We start from the raw sequence: 12,898 nt of genomic DNA, 5'->3' as shown, positions 1-12,898 counted from the left end.
GGACTTGCTTCTAAGTGGTTAGCGGTTGGCCAATGGCTTGGCGGCTTTTTGTACTTGGTCCCACACCCGCAGGAAGTTGCCTCCCCACAGTTTGGCGATATCGGCTTCGGAATAACCGCGCTGGATCAGTTCGGCGGTGACGTTGCGCACCTCGCCGACGTTCTCCCAGCCCTGAATGCCGCCGCCGTCGTTGAAGTCTGACGAGATGCCGACGTGATCAATGCCGATCTTGCGCACGGTGTAGTCGATGGCATCGCCCCAATCCTTGAGGGTGGCCTTGGGTTCTTCTTCAAGAATGCCGTACAGGCCTTGGGCGTACTGGCCGAACTTCTGCTCGGACCAGGCGGCGATAATCGCGTCGCCGGGCATCAAGGCCATGGCCAGGTCTGGCAGCGGCGGCAAGTCGAAACGCGCGCGCAGGGCGTTGAGTTTTTCCTGGGTTGGCTGGCTCAGCGGGCGCAAATAGGCCGGGAAACCCACCACCTGCACCACGCCGCCGCTGTTCTTGATCAGTTGCAGTTCTTTGTCGCTGAGGTTGCGCGGGATATCCACCGAGGCGCGCGGTGCCGAGTGGGACGCCACCATCGGTGTGCGGCTCAGTTGCGCCACCTGTTCCAGGGCCTTGGTCGACATTTGCGACACATCGATGATCACGCCCAGGTCATTGAGGCGATGCACCGCTTGCTGGCCGATGGGCGACAGCCCTTCGAGGGCGTCGGTGGTGTCATTGAAAAACGGCAGTGGGCGGGATGAGTCGGACCAGGCGTTGTTGCCGATATAGCTGAAACCGAACATGCGCATGCCGCGCGCCGCCCACAGGTCCAGCTGGTTCAGGTCATCGCCCAGCGGGTAGGCGTTGAGCATGCTGATAAATACCGCAAACTTGCCCTCGCCATGCAGGCGCCGGAAATCGTCCGGGGTGTAGGCAATGCCGACCACGTTGGGAAAGTCGCGGACCATGCCGGAGATGATCTTGTAGCGCACCTCCTGCTCATGGCGGGCCTCCTCGACAAAACCGTCAGTGGGTTTGTGCGGCGCGTTGGGCCCGTTCCAGATTTCCGGCCAGCCGAAAATCGTCAGCGCGGCGCCCGACAAGCGCCCGCGTGCGGCCTTGGCCAAGTCGAATTGGCCGCTGCCATCTTTGTCGGCCTCGTTGCCTGCGGTGCCAAAATCCATCGGCACGGTGATGTGGCTGTCGAACGACAGCAGGCGGTCCTGCATTTCATTGGCTTGCTTGATCACCTCCAGCGGGTAACCGGCATTGCCCCGGAACCAGTGGTCCCAGATCAGAAAGCCAGCCCCGGCGCCGATGGCCAATGCCAGCGGCAGGCCGATTAACAGCGCCTTTTTCGAACGTGGTTTTGTCATTGCCATCTCAGTCAGTTGAGGCCTTTGCTATCAGGGAAGAACGAGCCATGGCGGGGGAAATTTAGGCCTGGTGGGCGCTGCGGTAAATTTCCCGGGGCTGCAAACGTTCTAGCTCTGATTAAGCCGTTTCCTAAGGTAGACAATGACGATCTCTCGACGTGGGTTCATCGCAGGCCTGGCGCTGACAGGCGCCGCCGTGCCGGCGGCCTTTTATGCCCATCGCGAGCTGACGCGTGAAGAAGAGTTCCCCATCACCCCGGGCGAGGCCACGGTGGAGTTGGCTAACACCGAAGGCCAGCACTTGGCGAACATTTTGCGCGGTGTGTGGAGCCTGCGCCTGGAAGGCCGCGACGCCGGGCTAAAGGGCCTGCCGTTGCAAGGTCTGGAACTGCTGCTGGACATTGCCCCGCGTGGCCGTGGCTTGCGCGGCTACCTCGACACCGCACACAACCTGCGCGCCGAAGGTGAGCCGCGCTACCGCGTACTCGGTGATGTGCTGACAGGCGAGGGCGCCTTGCTTTACTGGCGCCTGATCGACCGCGATGCGGCCGACGGCGCACCGGCCTATGAGTTCAAGATGACCCTCGATGAAGTCTGGGCCGACTTCGCCAACGCCGGCAGCAGTACCCTCAGCGGGCAGATTCTCAACCTCGATCGGCCGTTGGCGTTGACCGAACGCGACAACCGCTTTATCGCCCACAAGCAGCTGTTTCCCGAAGCCCGCCAACGCATCGGCCTCAACCCGACGCTGCTGGCCTGGCTGATTTCGCCCGAGCACCGCCTGTTTCACCAGCTCTGGCATGCCACCCGTGACCAGTGGCACAAACTCTCGCAAGAGAAGCGCGACGCCTTGCGCGGTATCGGCTGGCAGCCTGGCCCGCGCGGCCAGGAACGCGACGCACGCGGCAAGCGCAAAGACCGCAACGGTTCGGGTATCGACTTCTTTTTCATGCACCGCCACATGCTCGGCACCGCACGCTCCATGCAAGATTTGCCGTCGTGGCCGCAATTCCCCGAACCGCAGCCGGCGCTGGAACGCGATCGCCTGGGCTTTGTGCGTTATTTCGATAACCACGACGGCTTCGCGCTGCCGCCGTGTTGGTCGGCGCCGGATGACAGCGACTACACCCAATGGGTCAGTGATATCAAGGCGGCCGAGGCCTACCACAGCAACTTCCAGGTCTGGGAATCCCAATACCGCGATCCGCGTTACTTGGCCAAGCTGACCTTGGGGCAGTTGGGCTCGGAGATGGAGCTGGGCCTGCACGACTGGCTGCACATGCGCTGGGCCTCGGTGCCGCGTGACCCGTCCAACGGCGCGCCGGTGCCGTTCGCCCGCGATCCGTCGGACTTTGCCGCGCGCTGGTATGCGCCGGAAAACGACTTTCTCGGCGACCCGTTTTCATCGCATGTAAACCCGGTGTTCTGGCATTTTCACGGCTGGATCGACGACCGCATCGAGGATTGGTATCGCGCCCACGAGCGCTTTAATCCAGGCGAGGTCAGCCGGCTTGAGGTCAATGGCGTGAACTGGTTCGCGCAGGGGCGTTGGGTGGAAGTGGGCGATCCGTGGCTGGGGCCGGACACCCACGGCTGCAGCACCACGCCGGGGTTACAGATGGGGCGCTCGATGGAAATGGACCCGGAGACCATGAAGCTGGCGCTGCGTATTACATTTGCCGCTGAGGACGAAGGCTTGCAGGCATTGTTCAAGCGTGTGCCGAGGCGGCCCTGGTATGCGCGGCACTTGAAGGTCAAGTAACGCCTGGGACGTTTGGCCAGAGATCGGCTACCAGAAACAGGCGTTCGGCTTCCTCCCAATCCTCGCCATTTTGCACAAGGCGCACCAACAGTTGCGCCGGTGCCATCGGGTCCAGCGCTGCCAGCCAGCCGTGCATCTGCTCCTCACTCCACACTTGCGCCTGCGGGTAATGCGCCGGCGCCAGCCAGGCGTGCCGGGGCAGCGGTTGCCAGCGCCCCGGTGGGCTGGCACTGACCAGCGCCGGCCAATCGCGCTGATGCAGCCAGCGCCCACGCAAATGCAGCGGATGGGCGCCGTGGGGCGGCTCGGCCTGGCCGGGCCAGGGGTAGAGCAAATACCCGCCGAGCCACAAGTGCGCGTCGAATTGCTGGATATCCAGCGCTGCGAGCGCCTCGCGGCTTTCCGGGCGTGCTGAAATCGGCAGTTGGTGCTGGGCCAGATGCGCTAACTTGCGGTCCAGCCGATCATGACAGCCGGGCCCCAGCCATTGCGCGGTGTCCAGGCCATTGCCGCTCTGCGGCCCCAGGTAGAGTTTGATCGCCAGTTCCAGGTGGTGCACGCCATCGCGGTCGCGCAGCAGCATATCCAGCTCGCCCAAGGTATGCCCGGCACGGCGGATCGGCAGGTTGGCAGCCAGCAATTCCACGCCCGGCGCATGCTGCACGGCAAATTGCCACAGGCGTTCGTAATACAGGCCCAGGCGGCGGGTGCGTGACAGGCTGAGCCAATGCTGCAAGGCGCGGCTGTCTTGGTCGAGAGTGCGCAACCAGTGTTCCAGCAGGTGCGGTGCCTGCACCCAGTCGCTACCGGCCAGCGGGTGGCGCTGTGGCCAAGGCGTTTGCGCGAGCATCGGCGGGGCCAGCATCACCCACGCCAGGTCGCGCACCTCGGGGTGCCGCAACTGGCGGGGCAGGTTGTGCAGATCCGGGAACACAGTCATGGTCCGAGCATAGCCTTTTAAGCGCAGGACAGGTGGCTGAGAACCATTGTCATCAAGGCTTCATGGCGACAAAGGATTTTGCCTGAAGCGGCCTTTCGCCCATAATCGTTGTTTTTCGCCACACCCAACATCCCGCAGGAGCCCCATGGAGCAATTTCGCAATATCGGCATTATCGGTCGCCTGGGCAGTACCCAGGTGCTGGACACCGTCCGCCGACTGAAAAAGTTTCTGCTCGAGCGCCACCTGCACGTGATCCTCGAAGACACCATCGCCGAAATCCTGCCGGGCCACGGCCTGCAAACCTCGTCGCGCAAAATGCTCGGCGAAGTCTGCGACATGGTCATTGTGGTCGGCGGCGACGGCAGCCTGCTCGGCGCCGCCCGGGCCCTGGCGCGGCATAACGTGCCGGTGTTGGGGATCAACCGCGGCAGCCTGGGGTTTCTCACCGACATCCGCCCGGATGAGCTGGAAGTCGAAGTGGCCAAGGTGCTCGACGGCCATTATCTGGTCGAAAACCGCTTCCTGCTGCAAGCCGAAGTGCGCCGCCACGGCGAGGCCATCGGCCAGGGCGATGCACTCAATGACGTGGTGCTGCACCCGGGCAAGTCCACGCGGATGATCGAGTTCGAGCTGTATATCGACGGCCAGTTCGTGTGTAGCCAGAAGGCCGACGGCCTGATCGTCGCCACGCCGACCGGTTCCACGGCGTATGCGCTGTCGGCAGGCGGCCCGATCATGCATCCCAAGCTGGATGCCATTGTGATCGTGCCGATGTACCCCCATATGTTGTCCAGCAGGCCAATTGTGGTCGATGGCAACAGTGAGCTGAAAATCGTGGTGTCCAAAGACATGCAGATCTACCCGCAAGTCTCCTGTGACGGGCAGAACCATTTCACCTGCGCCCCCGGTGACACCATCACCGTGAGCAAAAAGGCGCAGAAGTTGCGGTTGATCCACCCGCTGGATCACAACTACTACGAAGTGTGCCGCACCAAGTTGGGCTGGGGTAGCCGCTTGGGGGGTGGAGGCGACTGATGCTCGATCCCGCGCGTAACTACGACCTGATTGGTGACGTGCACGGTTGCGCTCATACCCTTGAGCATTTGCTCGACCGGCTGGGTTACCACAAGCAGGGTGGCACTTGGCGCCATCCGTCGCGAATGGCCGTGTTCCTCGGCGATATCATCGACCGTGGCCCGCGCATTCGCGAGGCGCTGCATATCGTCCACGACATGGCCGAGGCCGGTCAGGCGCTGTGCATCATGGGCAACCACGAATTCAACGCGCTGGGCTGGAGCACAGCCGCGCCGCCGGGCAGCGGCAAGCAGTTCGTGCGCGAGCACAACCCACGCCACGCGCGATTGATCCACGAAACCCTGACCCAATTCGAACAGCACCCGGGCGACTGGCACGATTTTCTCGGTTGGTTCTACGACATGCCGCTGTTTGTTGATGCGGGGCGTTTCCGCGTGGTGCATGCGTGCTGGGATGATGGGTTTATCCAGCCGCTGCGCGCGACTTTCCCGGATGGCTGCATCGACCAGCATTTCCTGCAGGCCGCTGCCGTGCCGGGCAGTTTTGCCTGCAACGCCTTCGACCGCTTACTGCGCGGCACCGATATGCGCCTGCCGGATGGCCTGACGCTGACCGGTGGCGATGGGCTGACGCGCTCGTTCTTTCGCACCAAATTCTGGGAAGACGACCCGAAAACCTACGGCGACATCGTGTTCCAGCCCGATGCGCTGCCGGAGCCGGTGGCACGTACGCCATTGTCGTCGACCGAAAAAAACTCCCTGCTGCGTTATGGCGTCGACGAACCGTTGTTGTTCGTCGGCCATTACTGGCGCAGCGGCAAACCGGCACCGATCCGCCCCAACTTGGCCTGCCTGGACTACAGCGCCGTGCTGTACGGCAAGCTGGTGGCCTACCGGCTGGATCAGGAAACCCAACTGGATCCGCGCAAGTTTGTGTGGGTCGATGTTGAACGGCCGGAGGTGATCGCATGAGCCTCTGTGTGCCGTCACTGAACTTTTAAGGAAGCACCATGGATGATTCGACGTTCGACCAGTTGGAGGCCGCGTTGTCTGCGGCGCCCGGCAATGTCGCGCTGCTGACGCTGCTGCTTGGCGCCAGCCTTGAGCGCGGCGAGCATGAGCGGGGGCTTAAACTGCTGCCGGCCGACCTTGAACAGTGGCCCGATGCTGCCGCCCTGAAGCTGGCCGCAGCGCAGCTGTGCTTGGTCGCCGGCCAAGCCTCGCGTGCCTTGCAACTGATTGAGGGTAATGAGCCTGCCGCGCGCCTGCTCAAGGCGCGTGCGCTGGCGGCGTTGGAGCGCCTCAAGGAAGCCCAGGTGGAATACCGCGCGGCGGTCGATGCCAACCCGGCGCTGGAAGACATGGCGCTGTGGCGCCGCTTGAATGTCTCGGTGCTGGATTTTCCGGCCGCCGAAGGGCGCCCGCGCCTGCGCGTGATTTCCAATGACGACACCGACCAGAGCGAAGTGGTGCGCCTGTTGGTGCCGGAAAAGGAAACCCTGACCTTTGATGATATCGGTGGCCTGGATGAGCTGAAAAAGACCATCCACAAAAAGATCATTCTGCCGTATCAAAAACCAGGCTTGTTCCAGCGCTTTCGCAAGAAGGTCGGCGGCGGCGTGCTGCTGTACGGCCCACCGGGCTGTGGCAAAACATTGTTGGCTCGTGCCACGGCCGGGGAGTGCAAGGCGACGTTTTTCAATGTGGCCATTTCCGATGTGCTGGACATGTACATCGGCGAATCCGAGCGCAAATTGCACGCGCTGTTCGAACAGGCACGGGCGCAGGCGCCTGCGGTGATGTTCTTCGATGAAGTCGAGGCGCTGGGTGGCAAACGGTCCAACACCCGCGAGTCGACGTCGTCAAAACTGGTCAGCCAGTTCTTGTCCGAGATGGACGGGTTTACCAATGACAACCACGGGGTGTTGATCCTCGCCGCGACCAACGTGCCGTGGTCGGTGGACTCGGCATTCCGTCGCCCCGGTCGCTTTGATCGGGTGCTGTTCGTGCCGCCACCGGATCGCGCAGCGCGCGAAAGCATGCTCAAGGTGATGATGAAAGGCCGGCCGATGGCCGATGACATCGACTTTGCCTTCCTGGCCAAGAACACTTCGGGCTTCTCGGGCGCGGACCTCAGCGAGCTGGTGGAAACCGCCGCCGACGAGGCGATTGAAGCCTCTATCGAGAGTGGCGCCGAACAGTCGATCTGCGACCGCCATTTCAAGGCAGCGTTGAAAGACGTGCGTGCTACCACCTTGGAGTGGCTGACCACGGCGCGCAATTACGCGCGCTATGCCAATGAAGGCAATCAATATGACGAGGTGCTGGCCTTCCTCGACAAGCACGGGAAGGGTCGCTGATGGCGCAATACGGTGGTTACCGCATCGAAGATGAACCGCGCCCGGGCGCCTTGGCCAAGTGGGCGGTTTCACCGCTCTGGCCATTGTTGGGCCTGATGCTGGGCGGTGCCTGGCTCGGCTTGCCATGGTTTGTGTTCAACTCGATTGCTGTGGGCAGCCCGACACGCGTGCGTGAGTGGGTCCTGGCTGTCGTGGCTTTGGTGGGCAGCGTGGTGATCGGTTTCGGGTTGCTGCAACTGGTGGGCTTGGGCTACATCCAGAGCCAGGCCGAGATCCAATATGCCTTGCTGGTGCTGGTGGTGTGGAAATTGAGCATTGGTTACCTGTTGTATATGCAGCAGAACGCGACCATCGAGATTTACCAGTACTACGGCGGTGTCCTCAACCGCTTTGGTCTTCCCTTGGCGTTGATTGGTGGCTTTGTGCTCAAGGGCATGGTCGTCAAATGGGTGCCCAGCACCCTTTGGTATCTGGTGATGAGCTGATGAATACCGATTACTTGCTGCAATTGGCCTATCAACGCCTACAGGCTGACCACAATGACGGCGCCATCGATGCGTTGCGCCAGTTGCTGGCCAGCGACCCGCATTCGGCCGAAGCCCATGCGTTATTGGCGATCTGTTTGATGAACATGCGGCGCGTGCACGCGGCCAAGCGTGAAGTGCAGCTGGCCCTGGCGGCCGATGCGCAGATGCCGTTGGCCCACTACGCGGCGGCCCAGGTGGCGATTGCCCTGCGCAAATTCAGCCTGGCTCAGGAACATCTGACCCAACTGCTGGATATGGAACCGCTCAACCCCGTCAATTACCGCTGCCTGGCCGAACTTTATCAATTGACCGGCCGCTTGGCGCAGAGCCGCGAACCACTGGAAAAAGCCCTGGAGCTGGGCCCCGACGATGCTTCCAATCTGGTTGCCATGGCGCAGTTTCATCGTGCCAGCGGCCATTGGGACCAGGCGCATCAGTTCGCGCGCCAGGCGTTGCAGGCCGATCCGAGTAATGCGGGCGCGGTGGTGGTGCTGGGGCATTTGCTGCTGCGCGAAGGCGATATCAACGGCGCCCGCGACCATGCCATCTGGGCCTTGCAGGAAAACGCCACGAATGTCGCGGCGTTGCACCTGCTGACGGCGGTAAAAGCCCGCAGCAATGTGTTTCTTGGTGCCTGGTGGCGCTTCAACAGCTGGATGAACGAGCGCAGCGCCACCCGCGCCATTGTCCTGCTGCTGTTTATGTTCGTGGTCTATCGTGTGGTGGTCATCACCCTGGCGACCCAGGGTCATCCACAAGTGGCTCAGATGATTGATTGGGTGTGGCTGGCGTTTGCGGCCTATACCTTCGCGGCGCCGCAGATCTTCCGGCGCTTGCTGGAAAAGGAGCTGGCCCAGGTCAAGTTGTCCAAGGAATTCTGACGCGCCGGTATCGCGCCCGGCCGTCAATTGTCATCATTGCATTCGCTGAACCAGCGACCGTTATCTAGAGGTTGTGCACATGTCGTCTTTTGCTGAAATGATCGAAAACATCACCCCGGACGTCTACGAGAGCCTCAAGCTCGCCGTGGAAATCGGCAAGTGGTCCGATGGCCGCAAGCTCACTGCTGAGCAGCGCGAACTGTCGCTGCAAGCGGTGATCGCCTGGGAAATCCAGAACCTGCCAGAAGAGCAGCGTACCGGCTACATGGGCCCGCAGGAATGTGCGTCCAAGTCGGCGCCGGTGCCGAACATTCTGTTCAAGTCGGATGCGATCCATTGATTGAAATTGGTCGCGGTGCAGTCAGCAAAATGTCGGCGCAACTCGGTGAGCCGACCGTTCAATACGCGTTTCGCCTTGGCGATACCGAGGTGCCGGTCAACCCATTGATCGGCACTCACGTGCGCCTGGAATACCTCGGCGCCATCCATTGCAGCCATTGCGGTCGCAAGACCAAGACCAGTTTCAGCCAGGGTTACTGCTACCCGTGCATGACCAAACTGGCCCAGTGCGACCTGTGCATCATGAGCCCCGAGCGTTGCCATTACGACGCCGGCACCTGCCGTGATCCGGGTTGGGGCGAAACATTCTGCATGACCGACCATGTGGTGTACCTGGCTAACTCGTCGGGCATCAAGGTCGGCATCACCCGTGCCACCCAGTTGCCAACCCGTTGGTTGGACCAGGGCGCCAGCCAGGCGCTGCCGATCATGCGCGTTGCGACTCGCCAGCAGTCAGGTTTCGTCGAAGACCTGTTCCGCAGCCAAGTGGCGGACAAGACCAACTGGCGTGCTTTACTCAAGGGCGACGCGCAATCGGTGGACCTTGCGCAGGTGCGCGATGAGCTGTTCGCCTCGTGCGCCGAAGGCCTGTTGAATTTGCAGGAACGCTTTGGCCTACAAGCCATCCAACCGGTAACCGACATCGAACCACTCGAAATCCGCTACCCGGTGGAGCAGTATCCCGCCAAGATCGTCAGCTTCAACCTGGACAAGAACCCGATTGCCGAAGGCACGCTGTTGGGGATCAAGGGCCAATACCTGATCTTCGACACCGGCGTTATCAACATTCGTAAGTACACGGCCTACCAGCTCGCCGTGCATCAGTAGAAGGATGCCACCCATGCGCACCGAACAACCGAAGATGATTTACCTGAAGGACTATCAGGCGCCGGACTACCTGATTGAAGAGACGCACCTGACCTTCGAGTTGTTCGAGGACCACAGCCTGGTCCACGCGCAGCTGGTGATGCGCCGCAACCCCGAGCGCGGCGCCGGCCTGCCGCCGCTGTTGCTCGATGGCCAGCAGTTGGAGCTGTTGAGCGTCACCCTGGGCGACCGTGAACTGAGCGCAGCCGACTACCAGCTGACCGACAGCCACCTGACCCTGCACCCGACCAGCGACACCTTCACGGTCGACACCAGCGTGCGCATCCACCCGGAAACCAACACCGCCCTGGAAGGCCTGTACAAATCCAGCGGCATGTTCTGCACCCAGTGCGAGGCTGAAGGCTTCCGTAAAATCACCTATTACCTCGACCGCCCGGACGTGATGAGCACCTTCACCACCACCGTGATCGCCGAGCAACACCGCTACCCGGTGCTGCTGTCCAACGGCAACCCGATCGCCAGCGGCCCGGGTGAAGACGGCCGCCACTGGGCGACCTGGGAAGACCCGTTCAAGAAACCGGCCTACCTGTTCGCGCTGGTGGCCGGTGATTTGTGGTGTGTTGAAGACACCTTCACCACCATGACCCACCGCGAAGTGGCGCTGCGCATCTACGTCGAGCCAGAAAATATCGACAAGTGCCAGCACGCCATGAACAGCCTGAAAAAGTCCATGCGCTGGGATGAAGAGACCTACGGCCGCGAGTATGACCTCGACATCTTCATGATCGTGGCGGTCAATGACTTCAACATGGGCGCCATGGAGAACAAGGGCCTCAATATCTTCAACTCCAGCGCCGTGCTGGCCCGCGCCGAAACCGCCACCGACGCCGCGCACCAGCGGGTCGAGGCGATCGTCGCCCACGAATATTTCCACAACTGGTCGGGCAACCGCGTGACCTGCCGCGACTGGTTCCAGCTGTCGTTGAAGGAAGGCTTCACCGTGTTCCGCGACTCGGGCTTCTCGGCCGACATGAACTCGGCCACGGTCAAGCGCATTCAGGACGTGGCGTACCTGCGTACCCACCAGTTTGCCGAAGACGCCGGCCCCATGGCCCACGCCGTGCGCCCGGACAGCTTTATCGAAATCTCCAACTTCTACACCCTGACCGTGTACGAAAAGGGCTCGGAAGTGGTCGGCATGATCCACACCTTGCTCGGCGCCGAAGGCTTCCGCAAAGGCAGCGACCTGTACTTCGAACGCCATGACGGCCAGGCCGTGACGTGCGACGACTTCATCAAGGCCATGGAAGATGCGAACGGCGCCGACCTGACGCAGTTCAAGCGCTGGTACAGCCAAGCCGGCACGCCGCGCCTGGTGGTGAGCGAGTCCTACGACGCCGCTGCCAAGACCTACAGCCTGACCTTCCGCCAGAGCTGCCCGCAAACCCCGGACAAGGTTGAAAAACTGCCGTTCGTGATTCCGGTTGAGCTGGGCCTGCTGGACGCGAAGGGCGCCGCTATCGCCTTGCGCCTGGCCGGTGAGGCAAGCGCTGGCGCCACGTCCCGTGTGATTTCGGTGACCGAAGCCGAGCAGACCTTCACGTTCGTTGATATCGCCGAGCAGCCGTTGCCGTCGTTGCTGCGCGGCTTCTCGGCGCCGGTGAAACTGAGCTTCCCGTACAACCGCGACCAGCTGATGTTCCTGATGCAGCATGACAGCGACGGCTTCAACCGCTGGGATGCCGGCCAGCAACTGTCGGTGCAGGTGTTGCAGGAGCTGATCGGTCAGCATCAGGCGGGTCAGCCGCTGAAGCTGGATCAGCGCTTGATCGACGCGCTGCGCACGGTGTTGAGCGATGAAAGCCTGGACCAGGCGATGGTCGCCGAGATGCTCTCGCTGCCAAGCGAAGCCTACCTGACCGAAATCAGTGAAGTGGCGGATGTGGATGCGATCCACGCTGCCCGTGAGTTTGCCCGCAAGCAGCTGGCCGACAACCTCTATGAATCGCTGTGGCTGCGCTACCAGGCCAATCGCGAGCTGTCCAAGCAGACGCCGTACGTGGCGGCGGCCGAGCACTTTGCCCGTCGCGCCTTGCAGAACATCGCGCTGTCGTACCTGATGCTCAGCGGCAAGCCGCAAGTGCTGGTGGCGACGCTGGACCAGTTTGACACCAGCGACAACATGACCGAACGCCTGACCGCGCTGGCGGTGTTGGTGAATTCGCCGTTCGAGGCCGAGAAGGCCAAGGCGCTGGCGGTGTTTGCCGAGAACTTCAAGGACAACCCGTTGGTCATGGATCAGTGGTTCAGCGTGCAGGCTGGCAGCACCTTGCCGGGCGGGCTGGCGCGGGTCAACGCGTTGATGGAACACCCGGCGTTCAACATCAAGAACCCGAACAAGGTACGGGCGCTGGTCGGCGCGTTTGCCGGGCAGAACCTGATCAACTTCCACGCGGCGGATGGCTCGGGCTACCGTTTCCTGGCGGACTTGGTGATCCAGTTGAACGCCTTCAATCCGCAGATCGCCTCGCGCCAGTTGGCGCCGTTGACTCGCTGGCGCAAATACGACAGCGCGCGCCAGGCGCTGATGAAGGCGCAGCTGGAGCGCATTCGTGCCTGCGGTGAGCTGTCCAGCGATGTGTTCGAGGTGGTCAGCAAGAGCCTTGCGTAAGTTCTGCGCTTGAAAAAAAACGGCCTGCTCAGGCCGTTTTTTTTCGTCTCAGATAACGGTTGGCCGAGGGCGCGCGCCGGTATTTAGTAAGTTGCCACCCGCTGCGAGGTCGCCATCGAAAACAAAATGATCTGCGTCAGCTATTCAGTCAGAAGGCTTTTTTACTGCTGACATTTTCTGACAGGGG

At 61.9% G+C, this 12,898-nt stretch carries 11 protein-coding genes; 9 read left to right on the top strand and 2 right to left on the bottom strand.

Annotation, left to right across the window (positions count from 1 at the left end; genetic code table 11):
• Positions 1-18: 18 nt before the first annotated feature.
• Positions 19-1,368 carry a pyoverdine-tailoring dipeptidase-like protein PvdM gene (gene pvdM, locus KZH41_RS17475; RefSeq protein ID WP_263273277.1) on the bottom strand — a complete coding sequence of 450 codons (1,350 nt, stop codon included), beginning with the start codon at positions 1,366-1,368 and terminating at the stop codon, positions 19-21.
• 142 nt (positions 1,369-1,510) lie between these two features.
• Between pvdM and KZH41_RS17470 the strand changes: the two genes are divergently transcribed.
• On the top strand, positions 1,511-3,130 hold the full coding sequence (locus KZH41_RS17470) for a PvdJ/PvdD/PvdP-like protein (protein ID WP_094950657.1): 1,620 nt from the start codon (positions 1,511-1,513) through the stop codon (positions 3,128-3,130).
• Here the strand turns inward: KZH41_RS17470 and KZH41_RS17465 are convergent.
• Complete coding sequence (locus tag KZH41_RS17465; RefSeq protein ID WP_263273274.1) at positions 3,123-4,070, bottom strand: DUF1853 family protein; 948 nt, start codon at positions 4,068-4,070, stop codon at positions 3,123-3,125. The two genes, KZH41_RS17470 and KZH41_RS17465, sit on opposite strands and share 8 nt — an antisense overlap.
• A gap of 145 nt (positions 4,071-4,215) precedes the next feature.
• Between KZH41_RS17465 and KZH41_RS17460 the strand changes: the two genes are divergently transcribed.
• From KZH41_RS17460 to pepN, 8 genes are all read left to right on the top strand, one after another.
• Complete coding sequence (locus tag KZH41_RS17460; protein ID WP_003217892.1) at positions 4,216-5,106, top strand: NAD(+) kinase; 891 nt, start codon at positions 4,216-4,218, stop codon at positions 5,104-5,106.
• Positions 5,103-6,077 (top strand): metallophosphoesterase, encoded by a 975-nt coding sequence (locus tag KZH41_RS17455; RefSeq protein ID WP_371917674.1) that lies wholly within the window; start codon positions 5,103-5,105, stop codon positions 6,075-6,077. Before KZH41_RS17460 ends, KZH41_RS17455 begins: the two co-directional genes overlap by 4 nt.
• A 38-nt stretch (positions 6,078-6,115) precedes the next feature.
• Positions 6,116-7,465: an ATP-binding protein gene (locus tag KZH41_RS17450; RefSeq protein ID WP_263273261.1), complete on the top strand. Its 1,350-nt coding sequence runs from the start codon at positions 6,116-6,118 to the stop codon at positions 7,463-7,465.
• Entirely contained in the window at positions 7,465-7,950 is a 486-nt protein-coding gene (locus KZH41_RS17445; RefSeq protein WP_263273260.1) for a hypothetical protein, read from the top strand. Before KZH41_RS17450 ends, KZH41_RS17445 begins: the two co-directional genes overlap by 1 nt.
• Positions 7,950-8,873 (top strand): tetratricopeptide repeat protein, encoded by a 924-nt coding sequence (locus KZH41_RS17440; protein WP_242150287.1) that lies wholly within the window; start codon positions 7,950-7,952, stop codon positions 8,871-8,873. Before KZH41_RS17445 ends, KZH41_RS17440 begins: the two co-directional genes overlap by 1 nt.
• 79 nt (positions 8,874-8,952) lie before the next feature.
• Positions 8,953-9,213, top strand: a complete 261-nt coding sequence (locus tag KZH41_RS17435; RefSeq protein ID WP_094950663.1) for a YeaC family protein — start codon at positions 8,953-8,955, stop codon at positions 9,211-9,213.
• Entirely contained in the window at positions 9,210-10,040 is an 831-nt protein-coding gene (locus KZH41_RS17430; RefSeq protein WP_094950664.1) for a DUF2797 domain-containing protein, read from the top strand. Before KZH41_RS17435 ends, KZH41_RS17430 begins: the two co-directional genes overlap by 4 nt.
• Positions 10,041-10,053: 13 nt before the next feature.
• Positions 10,054-12,711, top strand: a complete 2,658-nt coding sequence (pepN, locus tag KZH41_RS17425; RefSeq protein ID WP_263273259.1) for an aminopeptidase N — start codon at positions 10,054-10,056, stop codon at positions 12,709-12,711.
• The last annotated feature ends 187 nt before the right edge of the window (positions 12,712-12,898 follow it).

Origin of the sequence: Pseudomonas sp. YeP6b (assembly GCF_025642995.1) — a bacterium.
In the GTDB taxonomy this organism is placed as follows: Bacteria; Pseudomonadota; Gammaproteobacteria; order Pseudomonadales; family Pseudomonadaceae; genus Aquipseudomonas.
The sequence above is the reverse complement of the archived record's forward strand: the minus strand, read 5'-3'. Positions and strand labels throughout refer to the sequence as shown.